The organism is Streptomyces sp. NPDC026246 (genome assembly GCF_055567995.1).
Window position 1 is genome coordinate 40,206 of record NZ_JBVHPJ010000017.1, and the last position, 15,715, is coordinate 55,920.

13 protein-coding genes are annotated in these 15,715 nt (G+C 70.0%); all 13 read right to left on the reverse strand.

From position 1 onward, the window contains the following. Nucleotides 1-14: 14 nt before the first annotated feature. Genes nuoN through ACZ4M5_RS31360 form a run of 13 tightly spaced genes read right to left on the reverse strand, consistent with a single transcriptional unit; the run spans nt 15 to nt 15,704 of the window. Nucleotides 15-1,664, reverse strand: coding sequence for an NADH-quinone oxidoreductase subunit NuoN (nuoN, locus tag ACZ4M5_RS31300; RefSeq protein ID WP_467741842.1), 1,650 nt, complete (start codon nt 1,662-1,664; stop codon nt 15-17). Beyond that, nucleotides 1,661-3,232: an NADH-quinone oxidoreductase subunit M gene (locus ACZ4M5_RS31305; RefSeq protein WP_467741844.1), complete on the reverse strand. Its 1,572-nt coding sequence runs from the start codon at nt 3,230-3,232 to the stop codon at nt 1,661-1,663. The genes nuoN and ACZ4M5_RS31305 overlap by 4 nt, the downstream gene beginning before the upstream one ends. Before the next feature lie 5 nt (nt 3,233-3,237). After that, nucleotides 3,238-5,202 carry an NADH-quinone oxidoreductase subunit L gene (gene nuoL, locus ACZ4M5_RS31310; protein ID WP_467741846.1) on the reverse strand — a complete coding sequence of 655 codons (1,965 nt, stop codon included), beginning with the start codon at nt 5,200-5,202 and terminating at the stop codon, nt 3,238-3,240. A 15-nt stretch (nt 5,203-5,217) separates the two neighbouring features. Beyond that, nucleotides 5,218-5,517 (reverse strand): NADH-quinone oxidoreductase subunit NuoK, encoded by a 300-nt coding sequence (gene nuoK, locus ACZ4M5_RS31315; RefSeq protein ID WP_003992252.1) that lies wholly within the window; start codon nt 5,515-5,517, stop codon nt 5,218-5,220. Beyond that, nucleotides 5,514-6,356: an NADH-quinone oxidoreductase subunit J gene (locus ACZ4M5_RS31320; protein WP_467741848.1), complete on the reverse strand. Its 843-nt coding sequence runs from the start codon at nt 6,354-6,356 to the stop codon at nt 5,514-5,516. Before ACZ4M5_RS31320 ends, nuoK begins: the two co-directional genes overlap by 4 nt. Further along, a complete protein-coding gene (gene nuoI, locus ACZ4M5_RS31325) occupies nt 6,353-7,018 on the reverse strand; it encodes an NADH-quinone oxidoreductase subunit NuoI (RefSeq protein WP_467741850.1) in 666 nt (221 codons plus the stop codon). The genes ACZ4M5_RS31320 and nuoI overlap by 4 nt, the downstream gene beginning before the upstream one ends. Further along, nucleotides 7,011-8,387: an NADH-quinone oxidoreductase subunit NuoH gene (gene nuoH, locus ACZ4M5_RS31330; RefSeq protein WP_467741852.1), complete on the reverse strand. Its 1,377-nt coding sequence runs from the start codon at nt 8,385-8,387 to the stop codon at nt 7,011-7,013. The genes nuoI and nuoH overlap by 8 nt, the downstream gene beginning before the upstream one ends. Then, nucleotides 8,384-10,888: an NADH-quinone oxidoreductase subunit G gene (locus tag ACZ4M5_RS31335; RefSeq protein ID WP_467741854.1), complete on the reverse strand. Its 2,505-nt coding sequence runs from the start codon at nt 10,886-10,888 to the stop codon at nt 8,384-8,386. Before ACZ4M5_RS31335 ends, nuoH begins: the two co-directional genes overlap by 4 nt. Continuing rightward, the gene (gene nuoF / locus ACZ4M5_RS31340) at nt 10,885-12,231 is read right to left on the reverse strand and encodes an NADH-quinone oxidoreductase subunit NuoF (RefSeq protein WP_467741856.1); all 1,347 of its coding nucleotides are present in this window, start codon (nt 12,229-12,231) and stop codon (nt 10,885-10,887) included. The genes ACZ4M5_RS31335 and nuoF overlap by 4 nt, the downstream gene beginning before the upstream one ends. After that, nucleotides 12,231-13,091, reverse strand: coding sequence for an NADH-quinone oxidoreductase subunit NuoE (nuoE, locus tag ACZ4M5_RS31345; protein WP_467741858.1), 861 nt, complete (start codon nt 13,089-13,091; stop codon nt 12,231-12,233). The genes nuoF and nuoE overlap by 1 nt, the downstream gene beginning before the upstream one ends. Further along, nucleotides 13,088-14,410, reverse strand: coding sequence for an NADH-quinone oxidoreductase subunit D (locus ACZ4M5_RS31350; RefSeq protein WP_467741860.1), 1,323 nt, complete (start codon nt 14,408-14,410; stop codon nt 13,088-13,090). The genes nuoE and ACZ4M5_RS31350 overlap by 4 nt, the downstream gene beginning before the upstream one ends. Then, complete coding sequence (locus tag ACZ4M5_RS31355) at nt 14,407-15,153, reverse strand: NADH-quinone oxidoreductase subunit C (protein ID WP_467741862.1); 747 nt, start codon at nt 15,151-15,153, stop codon at nt 14,407-14,409. Before ACZ4M5_RS31355 ends, ACZ4M5_RS31350 begins: the two co-directional genes overlap by 4 nt. After that, nucleotides 15,150-15,704 carry a NuoB/complex I 20 kDa subunit family protein gene (locus ACZ4M5_RS31360; protein ID WP_007383964.1) on the reverse strand — a complete coding sequence of 185 codons (555 nt, stop codon included), beginning with the start codon at nt 15,702-15,704 and terminating at the stop codon, nt 15,150-15,152. Before ACZ4M5_RS31360 ends, ACZ4M5_RS31355 begins: the two co-directional genes overlap by 4 nt. Between the last annotated feature and the right edge of the window lie 11 nt (nt 15,705-15,715).

Consider the following 15,715-nt stretch of genomic DNA (forward strand, 5'->3'; position numbering starts at 1 on the left):
CCGCGGGCCGGGCGTCAGCGGACGAAGACGCCCGCCTGCCCCGCCAGGTCCAGGAAGTACTGCGGGGCCACACCGAGCACCAGCGTGACCGCCACTCCCACACCGATCGCCGCCATGGTCAGCGGTGACGGCACCGCCACCGTCGGGCCCTCGGGCCGCGGCTCGCTGAAGAACATCAGCACGATGACGCGGATGTAGAAGAACGCCGCGATCGCCGACGAGATCACGCCGATGACAACCAGTGGGGCGGCCCCGCCCTCCGCCGCCGCCTTGAACACGGCGAACTTGCCCGAGAAGCCGGACGTCAGCGGGATGCCCGCGAAGGCCAGCAGGAACACCGCGAACACGGCGGCCACCAGCGGCGAACGCCGGCCCAGCCCCGCCCACTTGGACAGGTGCGTCGCCTCACCGCCCGCGTCGCGCACCAGCGTGACCACCGCGAAGGCGCCGATCGTCACGAACGAGTACGCGGCCAGGTAGAAGAGGACGGACGAGACGCCGTCGGGCGTGGTCGCGATGACACCCGCGAGGATGAACCCGGCGTGCGCGATCGACGAGTACGCCAGCAGCCGCTTGATGTCGGTCTGCGTGATCGCCACGATCGCACCGCCCAGCATGGTGACGATCGCCACGGCCCACATCACCGGCCGCCAGTCCCAGCGCAGACCGGGCAGGACGACGTACAGCACGCGCAGCAGCGCGCCGAAGGCGGCCACCTTGGTCGCCGCCGCCATGAAGCCGGTCACCGGGGTCGGGGCGCCCTGGTAGACGTCCGGGGTCCACATGTGGAACGGCACCGCGCCCACCTTGAACAGCAGGCCCATCACCAGCAGCGCGGCACCGATCAGGAGCAGCGCGTCGTTGCCCATCGTGCCGGCGAGCGCCGGGTCGACGTCCTGCACGGTGCCGTCGACGACCTGCGCGATCGTCGCGTACGACATCGAGCCCGCGTAGCCGTACAGCAGCGCGATGCCGAACAGGGTGAACGCGGAGGCGAACGCGCCGAGCAGGAAGTACTTGACCGCCGCCTCCTGGGACATGAGCCGCTTGCGGCGGGCCAGGGCGCACAGCAGGTACAGCGGGAGGGAGAAGACCTCCAGGGCGACGAACAGCGTCAGCAGGTCGTTGGCCGCCGGGAAGATCAGCATGCCGGCCACCGCGAACATCAGCAGCGGGAACACCTCGGTGGTGGTGAACCCGGCCTTGACCGCTGCCTTCTCGCTCTCGCTGCCCGGCACGGAGGCGGCCTGCGCGGCGAAGGAGTCCACGCGCTTGCCGTGCGCCGCGGGATCCAGACGCCGCTCGGCGAAGGTGAACAGGCCGACCAGGGCCGTCAGCAGGATCGTGCCCTGCAGGAACAGGGCCGGTCCGTCGACGGCGATCGCGCCCATCGCCGCGATGCGCGCCTTGGTCGTGCCGTAGCCGTCGGCCGCGAGGGCGACCACCGCGGCGAACGCGGCCGCGAGGGCCACGACCGACACGAACATCTGCGCGTAATAGCGGGATTTGCGCGGTACGAACGCCTCGACCAGGATCCCGACGATCGCCGCTCCCACGACGATCAGGGTGGGCGCCAGTTGTCCGTACTCGAACTTCGGCGCGTCGATCTTGCTGATCGGGTCGGCCGCGTTTGTCCACAGGCTGTGGACGGCTGATGCGCTCACTTGGCCGCCTCCACCTCGGGCTGGGGGTCCTTCTTCTGTACGTCGGACATGGTCTGCTCGACCGCCGGGTTGACGATGTCCGTGACGGGCTTCGGGTAGACGCCCAGGAAGATCAGCAGTACGACCAGCGGGGCGACGACCACGACTTCACGGATCCTGAGGTCGGGCATCGTGGACACCTCCGGCTTCACCGGGCCCGTCATCGTCCGCTGGTAGAGGACGAGGGTGTAGAGCGCGGCGAGGACGATGCCGAAGGTGGCGATGATGCCGATGACCGGATAGCGGGTGAACGTGCCGACCAGGACCAGGAACTCACTCACGAACGGCGCCAGTCCCGGCAGGGACAGGGTGGCGAGGCTGCCGATCAGGAACGTGCCGGCGAGCACCGGGGCGACCTTCTGCACCCCGCCGTAGTCGGCGATGAGCCGCGAGCCGCGCCGGGAGATCAGGAAGCCGGCGACCAGCATCAGCGCCGCCGTCGAGATGCCGTGGTTGATCATGTAGAGCGTCGCCCCGGACTGGCCCTGGCTCGTCATCGCGAAGATGCCCATGATGATGAAGCCGAAGTGGGAGATCGACGCGTAGGCGATCAGCCGCTTGATGTCGCGCTGGCCGACCGCGAGCAGCGCCCCGTAGACGATGCTGATCAGCGCCAGGACGAGGATCACGGGCGTGGCCCACTTGCTGGCCTCCGGGAAGAGCTGGAGGCAGAAGCGGAGCATCGCGAAGGTGCCGACCTTGTCGACGACCGCCGTGATGAGGACCGCGACCGGGGCCGTCGACTCCTGCATCGCGTTGGGCAGCCAGGTGTGCAGCGGCCACAGCGGCGCCTTCACCGCGAAGGCGAAGAAGAAGCCGAGGAACAGCCAGCGTTCGGTGCCGGTCGCCATGTCCAGCGTGCCGTTGGCGCGGGCTTCGGCGATCTCCTGGAGCGAGAAGTTCCCGGCGACGACGTACAGGCCGATCACCGCGGCCAGCATGATCAGGCCGCCGGCCAGGTTGTAGAGGAGGAACTTCACCGCGGCGTACGAGCGTTGCGTGGCCGCCGTCTTCTCGCCGTGCTCGTGGGCACGGTCGCCGAAGCCGCCGATGAGGAAGTACATCGGGATCAGCATGGCTTCGAAGAAGATGTAGAAGAGGAAGACGTCGGTGGCCTCGAAGGAGAGGATCACCATCGCCTCGACGGCCAGGATCAGGGCGAAGAAGCCCTGCGTCGGCCGCCACCGGCTGCTGCCGGTCTCCAGGGGGTCGGCGTCGTGCCAGCCCGCCAGGATGATGAAGGGCATCAGCAGTGCGGTGAGCGCGATGAGCGCCACGCCGATGCCGTCGACGCCCAGTTCGTAGCGGACGCCGAAGTCGGCGATCCAGGCGTGGGACTCGGTGAGCTGGTAGCGGTCGCCGTCCGGGTCGAATCGGACCAGGACGGTGATCGCCAGGGCGAGGGTGGCGAGCGAGAAGAGCAGCGCCAGCCACTTGGCGGCGGTGCGCTTCGCGGCCGGTACGGCGGCCGTGGCGATCGCCCCGACGGCCGGGAGCGCCGCTGTCGCTGTCAGCAGAGGAAAGGACATCGGTATCAGACCGCCCTCATCAGCAGGGTCGCGGCGACGATGACCGCGGCGCCGCCGAACATCGAGACCGCGTAGGAGCGGGCGAAGCCGTTCTGCAGCTTGCGCATCCGCCCGGAGAGGCCGCCGACCGAGGCCGCCGTGCCGTTGACCACGCCGTCGACCAGGGTGTGGTCGACGTAGACCAGGGACCGCGTGAGGTGCTCGCCGCCGCGGACCAGGACGACGTGGTTGAAGTCGTCCTGGTAGAGGTCGCGCCGGGCGGCCCGGGTGAGCAGCGAGCCGCGCGGGGCGACGGCCGGGACCGGGCGGCGGCCGTACTGCGCCCAGGCGAGGGCCACGCCGATCACCATGCACGCCACCGTCGCGCCGGTGACCACGCCCGCGCTGATCGGCGGATGACCGTGACTGTGACCGGTGACGGGCTCCAGCCAGTGCAGGAAGCGGTCGCCGATGCTGAAGAACGCGCCGCCGGCCACCGATCCGATCGCCAGCACGATCATCGGGACGGTCATGATCTTTGGCGACTCGTGCGGGTGCGGCGGGGTGTACTCGCCGCGCGTCTCGGCGGCGGGCTCCACGTCGGGCTTGGCCGGCGACGGGGTCGGGGCGTCGCGCCAGCGCTCCTCGCCGAAGAACGTCATCAGCATCACGCGCGTCATGTAGAACGCGGTGATGGCCGCGCCGAGCAGGGCGCAGGCCCCGAGGATCCAGCCCTCGGTGCCGCCCTTGGCGAACGCCGCCTCGATGATCTTGTCCTTGGAGAAGAACCCGGACAGTCCGGGGAAACCGATGATCGCCAGGTAGCCGAGGCCGAAGGTGACGAAGGTGACCGGCATGTACTTCCGCAGGCCGCCGTACCGGCGCATGTCGACCTCGTCGTTCATGCCGTGCATGACCGAACCGGCGCCGAGGAACAGCCCGGCCTTGAAGAAGCCGTGCGTCACCAGGTGCATGATCGCGAAGACGTAGCCGATCGGGCCGAGGCCCGCGGCGAGGATCATGTACCCGATCTGCGACATGGTCGAGCCGGCCAGGGCCTTCTTGATGTCGTCCTTCGCGCAACCGACGATCGCACCGAACAGCAGCGTGACCGCGCCGACGATGGTGACGACCAGCTGCGCGTCCGGGGCGCCGTTGAAGACGGCCGCGGAGCGGACGATCAGGTAGACGCCCGCGGTGACCATGGTCGCGGCGTGGATGAGGGCCGAGACCGGGGTCGGGCCCTCCATCGCGTCCCCGAGCCAGGACTGCAGCGGCACCTGGGCGGACTTGCCGCAGGCGGCGAGCAGCAGCATCAGGGCGATGGCGGTGAGCTTGTCCTCACCGGCCGCGCCGGCCAGCCCGGCCTCCTCGTGGCCGCCGAGCACCGGCCCGAAGGCGAAGGTGCCGAACCACAGGAACATCAGCATGATCGCGATGGACAGGCCCATGTCGCCGACGCGGTTGACCAGGAAGGCCTTCTTGGCGGCCGTCGCGGCGCTGGGCTTGTGCTGCCAGAAGCCGATCAGCAGGTAGGAGGCGAGACCGACGCCCTCCCAGCCGACGTACAGCAGCAGGTAGTTGTCGGCGAGGACGAGGATCAGCATCGCCGCGAGGAAGAGGTTCAGATAGCCGAAGAAGCGGCGGCGCCGCTCGTCGTGCTCCATGTACCCGACGGAGTACAGGTGGATCAGCGATCCGACGCCCGTGATCAGCAGCACGAACGTCATGGACAGCTGGTCGAGCTGGAAGGCGACGTCCGCCTGGAAGCCCTCGACGGGGATCCAGCTGAACAGGTGCTGGCTCATGACGCGCTGGTCGGCGTCCTGGGCGAGCATGTCGCTGAACAGCACCAGGCCGAGCACGAAGGAGACGGCCGCGAGCAGGGTGCCGAGCCAGTGGCCGACAGCGTCCAGCCGGCGTCCGCCGCACAGCAGGACCGCCGCTCCGAGCAGGGGCGCCGCCACCAGCAGCGCGATGAGGTTCTCCACTTTTCTCCCGACCCCTTACAGCTTCATCAGGCTGGCGTCGTCGACCGAGGCCGAGTGGCGGGCACGGAACAGGGACACGATGATCGCCAGCCCGACCACGACCTCCGCGGCGGCGACGACCATCGTGAAGAACGCGATGATCTGGCCGTCGAGATTGCCGTGCATGCGGGAGAAGGCGACGAACGCGAGGTTGCAGGCGTTGAGCATCAGCTCGATGCACATGAACACCACGATCGCGTTGCGCCTGATCAGCACGCCGGTGGCGCCGATGGTGAACAACAGGGCGGCGAGGTAGAGGTAGTTGACGGGGTTCACTTCGACGCCTCCTCGGACCGCTGGAACTTCGCCGGCCCGACCGCCCTGCGCTCCAGGCGCTCCTCGGCCCGCTGCTCCAGGGCCTTGAGGTCGTTGAGCGCCTCCTGCGACACGTCACGGATCTGGCCGCGTTCGCGCAGGGTCTTGCTGACGGTGAGGTCGGACGGGGTGCCGTCGGGCAGCAGGCCCGCGATGTCGACCGCGTTGTGCCGGGCGTAGACGCCCGGGGCCGGCAGCGGCGGCAGGTACGTGCCCTTGCGCACGCGCTCCTCGGCCATCTCCCGCTGCGTCTTGGCGCGCTCGGTGCGCTCGCGGTGGGTGAGCACCATGGCGCCGACGGCGGCCGTGATCAGCAGGGCACCGGTGATCTCGAACGCGAAGACGTACCGGGTGAAGAGGAGGGCGGCGAGGCCCTCGACGTTGCCCCCGGCGTTGGCCTGGCCGATGCCGTTGAACTCCTTGAGGGAGGCGTTGCCGATCCCGGCGATCAGCAGGACGCCGAAGCCGAGTCCGCACAGCAGGGCGAGCCAGCGCTGGCCCTTGATGGTCTCCTTCAGGGAGTCCGCCGCGGTGACGCCGACCAGCATCACGACGAACAGGAACAGCATCATGATCGCGCCGGTGTAGACGACGATCTGCACGACGCCCAGGAAGTAGGCGCCGTTGGCGAGGTAGAACACCGCCAGGATGATCATGGTCCCGGCGAGGCAGAGCGCGCTGTGCACGGCCCTCTTCATGAGGATGGTGCACAGGGCGCCGATCACCGCGATCGTGCCGAGGATCCAGAACTGGACGGCCTCTCCGGTGGAGGTGGAGTAGGCGGCGAGCTGGGCGGTCATCGGCCGATCACCTCCTCGGACGCCGGTTCCGTCCCGCCGAAGGTCGAGTCGGCCTCCTGCACGACCTCGCCCTTCGAGTGGGCGACCTGCTGCTCGGTGCCGGGCGCCGCCTCCGTCACCAGGCCCCGGTAGTAGTCCTGTTCGTCCGTGCCGGGGTAGATGGCGTGGGGCGAGTCGACCATGCCCTCCTCCAGACCGGCGAGCAGCTGCTCCTTGGTGTAGATGAGGTTGGCCCGGCTGGAGTCGGCCAGCTCGAACTCGTTGGTCATCGTCAGCGCGCGCGTGGGGCACGCCTCGATGCACAGGCCGCACAGGATGCAGCGGGCGTAGTTGATCTGGTAGACGCGGCCGTAGCGCTCGCCCGGCGAGTAGCGCTCCTCGTCGGTGTTGTCGGCGCCCTCCACGTAGATGGCGTCGGCCGGGCAGGCCCAGGCGCACAACTCGCAGCCCACGCACTTCTCCAGGCCGTCCGGATGGCGGTTGAGCTGGTGCCGTCCGTGGAAGCGCGGAGCCGTGGTCTTCTGCTGCTCCGGGTACTGCTCGGTCAGCCGCTTCTTGAACATGGCCTTGAAGGTCACACCGAAGCCGGCCACGGGGTTCATGAAGCCGGGCTTGGTGTCCTTCGGTTCCTCGGCCTGCGAACGCTCGAGTTCCTCAGCCATCGGACGCCTCCTTTCCCTCCGTGGTTCCGCCCAAAGAATCGTCACTCTGAGTATCGGGCCCACCACTGACAATCAGCTCCCGCTCCCGGCGTGAGCGCCGGCGCGGAACGGGCGGGAGTTCCTGTCCCGGCAGGGGCGGTACGGGGTAGCCGCCCGCCATGGGGTCGAAGGCGGCCGGGGCCTCGGCGGGCTGCTCGGCCTTCTTGCCCTTCTCGCGGAACATGTCGGCGACGAAGGAGAGCAGCAGCAGGGCGAGCACGCCACCGCCGACGTAGAGGGCGATGTCGGCGAACTCGTAGCCCTCGTTGCGCAGGGCCCGGACGGTCGCGACGAGCATCAGCCACACCAGCGAGACCGGAATGAGGACCTTCCAGCCGAGCTTCATCAGCTGGTCGTAGCGCACGCGCGGGAGGGTGCCGCGGATCCAGATGAACATGAACAGCAGCAGCTGGACCTTGACGGTGAACCACAGCAGCGGCCACCAGCCGTGGTTGGCCCCCTCCCAGAAGGTGCTGATGGGCCAGGGGGCCCGCCAGCCGCCGAGGAACAGCGTGGTGGCGACGGCCGAGACGGTCACCATGTTGACGTACTCGGCGAGCATGAACATCGCGAACTTGATCGACGAGTACTCGGTGTTGAAGCCGCCGACCAGGTCGCCCTCGGACTCCGGCATGTCGAACGGGGCGCGGTTCGTCTCGCCGACCATGGTGACGATGTAGAGGATGAAGGAGACCGGCAGCAGCAGGATGTACCAGCGGTCGGTCTGGCCCTCGACGATCGTCGACGTCGACATCGACCCGGAGTAGAGGAACACCGAGGCGAAGGCGGCGCCCATCGCGATCTCGTAGGAGATCATCTGCGCGCAGGACCGCAGGCCGCCCAGCAGCGGGTACGTCGAGCCGGAGCTCCAGCCGGCCAGGACGATGCCGTAGATCCCGACGGAGGCGACCGCGAGGATGTACAGCATCGCGATCGGCAGGTCGGTGAGCTGCATGGTGGTGCGCTGGCCGAAGATCGAGATCTCGTTGCCGGCCGGGCCGAAGGGGATCACCGCGATCGCCATGAAGGCCGGGATGGCCGCGATGACCGGCGCGAGGACGTACACCGCCTTGTCCGCGCGCTTGACGATCACGTCCTCCTTCAGCATCAGCTTGATGCCGTCGGCGAGCGACTGGAGCATGCCCCAGGGGCCGTGCCGGTTGGGGCCGATGCGCAACTGCATCCAGGCCACGACCTTGCGCTCCATCACGATGGAGATCAGCACGGTCACCATCAGGAAGGCGAAGCAGAACACCGCCTTGACGACGACCAGCCACCAGGGGTCGGTGCCGAACATCGAGAGGTCTTCAGCGGCGAGGGACGGGCTCATGCCTCCACCTCCTTGGGGGCCTCGCCGGCGAGGGTCGCCGGGCCGATGCGGACGAGGGAGCCGGGCCGCGCCCCTGTGTCGGAGGCGACGCCGCCACCGGCGGAGTTCAGCGGCAGCCACACCACCCGGTCGGGCATGTCGGTGATCTGCAGCGGGAGTTCGACGACTCCCCGGGGTCCGCTCACCGCGAGGAGGTCGCCGTCCCCGACGCCCGCCTCGGCAGCCGTCGGTGCCGACACACGCGCGCGTGCGGCGTGCCGGGTGCCGGCGAGGGCCTCGTCACCCTGCTGCAGCAGGCCCTGGTCGAGCAGCAGCCGGTGCCCGGCGAGCACGGCCTCCCCGGCGGCCGGGCGGGGCAGCGCGGCGGCGGTCTCCACCGGTTCGCCGGCCCGCGGGCCGCCCCAGGCGCCGAGCCGGTCGATCTCCGCGCGCACGGTGCGCAGATCGGGCAGCCCCAGGTGGACGTCCATGGCGTCGGCGAGCATCTGCAGCACGCGCGCGTCGGAGGGCGCGAGGGTGCGGGTCATCTGGTCGGGCTTGAGCGCGGCCTCGAAGAAGCGGATCCGGCCTTCCCAGTTGAGGAAGGTGCCGGCCTTCTCGGCGACCGCGGCGACCGGCAGGACCACGTCGGCCTCGCGGGAGATCTCGCTGGGCCGCAGCTCCAGCGAGACGAGGAAGCCGACCTCGTCGAGGGCGGCACGCGCGCGTGCCGGGTCGGGCAGGTCGGCGATCTCGACGCCCGCCACCAGCAGCGCCTGGAGTTCGCCCGTGGCTGCGGCCTCCACGATCTGGCCGGTGTCCCGGCCGTAGCGGTGCGGGAGCCCGGCGACGCCCCAGACGGCGGCGACCTCGTCCCGGGCGCGCGGGTCGGTCGCCGGGCGTCCGCCCGGCAGCAGCGACGGCAGCGCGCCCGCCTCGATCGCGCCGCGCTCCCCGGCCCGGCGCGGGATCCACACCAGGCGGGCCCCGGTCGCGGCGGCGGTGCGCACGGCGGCGGTCAGTCCGCCGGCCACGGCGGCCAGCCGCTCGCCGACCGCGATGACGGCGCCCTCCGCGCGCAGCGCCTCGGCGGCGGTGGCGCCGTCGCCCTCCAGGCCGGCACCGCTCGCGAGCGCGTCCAGCCACTCGGTCTCGGTGCCGGGGGCCGCCGGGAGCAGCGTGCCGCCGGCCTTCCCGAGACCCCGGGTGGCGTGTGTGGCGAGCGAGAAGGTCCGCTGGCCGTGCTTGCGCCAGGCCTTGCGCAGCCGCAGGAAGACGCCGGGCGCCTCCTCCTCCGCCTCGAACCCGACCAGCAGGACCGCCGGGGCCTTCTCCAGCGCGGTGTAGGTGACACCCGTGCCGTCGAGGTCCCGGCCGCGGCCGGCGATCTGGGCGGCGAGGAAGTCCGCCTCCTCGCTGCTGTGCACGCGCGCGCGGAAGTCGATGTCGTTGGTGTCGAGCGCCACGCGCGCGAACTTGCTGTACGCGTAGGCGTCCTCGACCGTGAGGCGGCCGCCGGTCAGGACGCCGGTGCGGCCCCGGGAGGCCAGCAGCCCCTGGGCCGCGATCTGCAGCGCCTCCGGCCAGGAGGCCGGCTCCAGCTCGCCCTCGGCGTTGCGCACCAGCGGCGTGTCGAGCCGGTCGCGCTGCTGCGCGTACCGGAACCCGAAGCGCCCCTTGTCGCAGATCCACTCCTCGTTGACCTCGGGGTCCTCGGCCGCGAGGCGGCGCATGACCTTGCCGCGCCGGTGGTCGGTGCGGGTGGCGCAGCCACCGGAGCAGTGCTCGCACACCGACGGCGAGGAGACCAGGTCGAAGGGCCGGGAGCGGAATCGGTACGCCGCGGAGGTGAGCGCGCCGACGGGGCAGATCTGGATGGTGTTGCCGGAGAAGTACGACTCGAACGGGTCGCCCTCACCGGTGCCGACCTGCTGGAGCGCGCCCCGCTCGATCAGCTCGATCATCGGGTCGCCCGCGACCTGGTTGGAGAACCGGGTGCAGCGGGCGCACAGCACGCACCGCTCGCGGTCCAGCAGCACCTGCGTGGAGATGGGGACGGGCTTCTCGTAGGTCCGCTTGCGGCCCTCGAAGCGGGAGTCGGCGTCACCGTGCGACATGGCCTGGTTCTGCAGCGGACACTCGCCGCCCTTGTCGCAGACGGGGCAGTCCAGCGGGTGGTTGATGAGCAGGAGCTCCATCACACCCTTCTGGGCCTTCTCCGCGACGGGCGAGGTCAGGTGGGTCTTGACGACCATGCCGTCGGTGCAGGTGATGGTGCAGGAGGCCATCGGCTTGCGCTGGCCCTCCACCTCGACGATGCACTGGCGGCAGGCGCCCGCCGGGTCGAGGAGGGGGTGGTCGCAGAACCGGGGGATCTCGATGCCGAGCTGTTCGGCGGCCCGGATGACCAGGGTGCCCTTGGGCACGCTGATCTCGGCGCCGTCGATCGTCAGCGACACGAGGTCCTCCGGCGGGACCGCCGCCTGCCCCCCGCCGGAGGGAGAGCTGGTGGTCACGGTCATGCGTTCACCTCCGTGCGGTCGGCCCAGGCCGTCGACTTGGCCGGGTCGAAGGGGCATCCCCGGCCCGTGATGTGCTGCTCGTACTCCTCGCGGAAGTACTTGAGCGAGGAGAAGATCGGCGAGGCGGCGCCGTCGCCGAGGGCGCAGAAGGACTTGCCGTTGATGTTGTCGGCGATGTCGTTCAGCTTGTCGAGGTCGGACATCTGTCCCTTGCCGGCCTCGATGTCGCGCAGCAACTGCACGAGCCAGTAGGTCCCTTCGCGGCAGGGCGTGCACTTGCCGCAGGACTCGTGGGCGTAGAACTCCGTCCAGCGGGTGACGGCGCGGACCACGCAGGTCGTCTCGTCGAAGCACTGGAGGGCCTTGGTGCCGAGCATGGAACCGGCGGCCCCCACTCCCTCGTAGTCGAGGGGGACGTCGAGGTGCTCGTCGGTGAACATCGGGGTCGAGGAGCCGCCCGGTGTCCAGAACTTGAGGCGGTGCCCGGGGCGCATCCCGCCGCTCATCTCCAGCAGCTGGCGCAGGGTGATGCCGAGCGGCGCCTCGTACTGGCCGGGGCTGGCGACGTGGCCGGAGAGGGAGTAGAGCGTGAAGCCGGGCGACTTCTCGCTGCCCATCGACCGGAACCAGTCCTTGCCGCGCTGCATGATGGCGGGAACCGACGCGATGGACTCGACGTTGTTCACCACGGTGGGGCACGCGTAGAGGCCCGCGACGGCGGGGAAGGGGGGACGCAGCCGGGGCTGGCCGCGGCGGCCTTCGAGCGAGTCGAGCAGTGCGGTCTCCTCACCGCAGATGTAGGCGCCCGCGCCCGCGTGCACGGTGATGTCGAGGTCGAGTCCGCTGTCCAGGATGTTCTCGCCGAGGAAGCCGGCCTCGTACGCCTCGCGCACGGCGGAGTGCAACCGCCGCAGGACGGGGACGACCTCCCCGCGCAGATAGATGAAGGCGTGCGACGACCGGATCGCGTAGCACGCGATGATCATGCCCTCGATGAGGCTGTGCGGGTTGGCGAAGAGGAGCGGGATGTCCTTGCAGGTCCCCGGCTCCGACTCGTCGGCGTTGACCACGAGGTAGTGGGGTTTCCCGTCGCCCTGCGGGATGAACTGCCACTTCATGCCGGTGGGGAAGCCGGCGCCGCCGCGACCGCGCAGTCCGGAGTCCTTGACGTAGGCGATCACGTCGTCCGGCGTCATGGCGAGCGCCTTGCGCAGCCCTTCGTAGCCGTCGTGGCGCCGGTAGACGTCCAGCGTCCAGGACGCGTCCTCGTCCCAGAAGGCCGACAGCACCGGTGCCAGCAGCTTCTCGGGGCTCATGTCTTTCAGCTCGGGTGCCAAGGTCATCACTCCCCCTCCTCGGCGGTGGGCCCGGCCGGGTGGGCCGGGTCGGAGGCCGATGTGTCCTGCGGCGCGTCGTGCGAGCTCAGGTGCTCCGTCGGGGACGGATCGTGCGGCGCGTCGGTGCGGGCCTGCTCGCCGCGCGGGTGCACCACGCGCGCGGGCGACGCCTCGCCCTTGGCGAGCTTCAGGCCGACCAGGGAGGCGGGTCCGGCGCTGCCGCCGGCCTCGACGGCCCCGTCCCGCTCGTCGGGGAAGCCGGCCAGGATCCGGGCGGTCTCCTTGAAGGAGCACAGCGGGGCCCCGCGCGTGGGGGTGACCGGCCGGCCCGCGCGCAGGTCGTCGACGAGGCTCTTGGCGCTGGCGGGGGTCTGGTTGTCGAAGAACTCCCAGTTGACCATCACCACCGGCGCGAAGTCGCAGGCCGCGTTGCACTCGATGTGCTCCAGGGTGACCTTGCCGTCGCCCGTGGTCTCGCCGTTGCCGACACCGAGGTGCTCCTGGAGCTCCTCGAAGATCGCGTCGCCGCCCATGACCGCGCACAGGGTGTTGGTGCAGACGCCCACCTGGTAGTCGCCGCTCGGCCTGCGCCGGTACATCGTGTAGAAGGTGGCGACGGCGGTGACCTCGGCGGTGGTCAGGCCCAGCACGTCGGCGCAGAACTGCATGCCGGTGCGCGTGACGTGCCCCTCCTGCGACTGCACGAGGTGCAGCAGCGGAAGGAGGGCGGAGCGGGAGTCCGGGTAGCGGGCGATGATCTCGCGCGCGTCGGTCTCCAGCCGGGCCCGGACGTCGTCCGGGTAGGCGGGTGCGGGCAGTTCGGGCATGCCCAGGCTGACGCCCCGCTCGGAAGACGATGTGGTCACCGGTCGACGCCTCCCATCACGGGGTCGATGGACGCGACGGCGACGATGACGTCGGCGACCTGGCCGCCCTCGCACATCGCCGCCATGGCCTGCAGGTTGGTGAAGGACGGGTCGCGGAAGTGGACCCGGTAGGGGCGGGTGCCGCCGTCGGACACGACGTGCACGCCGAGCTCGCCCTTGGGGGACTCGACCGCCACGTAGGCCTGTCCCGGCGGGACCCGGAAGCCCTCGGTGACCAGCTTGAAGTGGTGGATCAGGGCCTCCATGGAGGTGCCCATGATCTTCTTGATGTGGTCGAGGGAGTTGCCGAGCCCGTCGGGTCCCAGCGCGAGCTGGGCGGGCCAGGCGATCTTCTTGTCGGCGACCATGACCGGACCGGGCTCCAGCCGGTCCAGGCACTGCTCGATGATCCGCAGCGACTGGCGCATCTCCTCCAGCCGGATCAGGAAGCGGCCGTAGGAGTCGCAGGTGTCGGAGGTCGGGACGTCGAAGTCGTACGTCTCGTAGCCGCAGTAGGGCTGGGCCTTGCGCAGGTCGTGCGGCAGGCCGGTGGAGCGCAGGATCGGGCCCGTCGCGCCGAGGGCCATGCAGCCGGCCAGGTCGAGGTAGCCGACGTCCTGCATGCGGGCCTTGAAGATGGGGTTCCCGGTGGCGAGCTTGTCGTACTCCGGGAGGTTCTTGTCCATCTTCTTCACGAACTCGCGGATCTGGTCCACCGCGCCGGGCGGCAGGTCCTGGGCGAGTCCGCCGGGGCGGATGTACGCGTGGTTCATCCGCAGGCCGGTGATCAGCTCGTAGATGTCGAGGATGAGTTCACGATCGCGGAAGCCGTAGATCATGATCGTCGTGGCGCCCAGCTCCATGCCGCCGGTGGCGATGCACACCAGGTGCGAGGAGAGCCGGTTCAGCTCCATCAGCAGCACGCGGATGATCGAGGCGCGGTCCGGGATCTGGTCCTCGATGCCGAGGAGCTTCTCGACGCCGAGGCAGTACGCCGTCTCGTTGAAGAACGGCGTCAGGTAGTCCATGCGCGTCACGAACGTGGTGCCCTGCGTCCACGTCCGGTACTCGAGGTTCTTCTCGATGCCGGTGTGGAGGTAGCCGATGCCGCAGCGGGCCTCGGTGACGGTCTCGCCCTCGATCTCCAGGATCAGGCGGAGCACCCCGTGCGTGGAGGGGTGCTGCGGGCCCATGTTGACGACGATGCGCTCGTCGTCGGCGCGGGCCGCCGACTCGACGACCTCGTCCCAGTCGCCGCCGGTGACCGTGTAGACGGTGCCTTCGGTGGTCTCCCGGGGGGAGGCGTGGGAAGTGCTCATGAGTACGACCTCCGCTGGTCCGGAGCCGGGATCTGGGCGCCCTTGTACTCGACGGGGATGCCGCCGAGGGGGTAGTCCTTGCGCTGCGGATGGCCCTGCCAGTCGTCCGGCATCATGATCCGGGTCAGCGCGGGGTGGCCGTCGAAGACGATGCCGAAGAAGTCGTACGTCTCGCGCTCGTGCCAGTCGTTCGTGGGGTACACGGAGAACAGCGACGGGATGTGCCGGTCGCTGTCGGGGCAGCTGACCTCCAGGCGGATCACCCGGTTGTGGGTGATCGAGCGCAGGTGGTAGACCGCGTGCAGCTCGCGGCCCTTGTCGTTCGGGTAGTGCACGCCGCTGACGCCGGTGCACAGCTCGAAGCGGAGCGCCGGGTCGTCGCGCAGCGTGCGGGCGACCAGCACCAGGTGCTCGCGCTCGATGTGGAAGGTCAGCTCGTCGCGGTCCACCACCGTCTTCTCGATGGCGTTGTCCGGGAGCAGCCCCTGTTCCTCCAGGGCGCCCTCCAGTTCGTCGGCGACCTCGTCGAACCATCCGCCGTAGGGGCGGCTCGCCGGTCCCGGGAGCCGGACCGAGCGGACCAGGCCGCCGTAGCCGGTGGTGTCACCGCCCCTGTCGGCGCCGAACATCCCCCGCTGGACGCGGATCTCCTCGCCGCCCTGGCCGCGTTGGCCCGGCAGGTTCTCGGCGGAGAGCGCCTTGTCGGGGTTCACGCCGTCTGCGTCCTTGTGCGCGTCGCTCACCGCAGCAGCCCCTTCATCTCGATGGTGGGCAGGGCCTTGAGCGCCGCTTCCTCCGCCTCACGGGCCGCCTCCTCGGCGTTCACGCCGAGCTTGGAGGACTGGATCTTCTGGTGGAGCTTGAGGATGGCGTCCATCAGCATCTCCGGCCGGGGCGGGCAGCCGGGGAGGTAGATGTCGACCGGCACGATGTGGTCGACGCCCTGGACGATCGCGTAGTTGTTGAACATGCCGCCCGAGGAGGCGCAGACCCCCATGGAGATCACCCACTTGGGGTTCGGCATCTGGTCGTAGACCTGCCGGAGCACCGGCGCCATCTTCTGGCTGACCCGGCCGGCGACGATCATCAGGTCCGCCTGGCGGGGCGAACCGCGGAAGACCTCCATGCCGAAGCGCGCCAGGTCGTACCGCCCGGCGCCGGTGGTCATCATCTCGATGGCGCAGCACGCGAGTCCGAACGTGGCCGGGAAGACGGACGCCTTGCGCACCCAGCCCGCGGCCTGTTCGACGGTGGTCAGCAGGAAGCCGCTCGGCAGCTTTTCTTCGAGTCCCATGACGTGTGGCC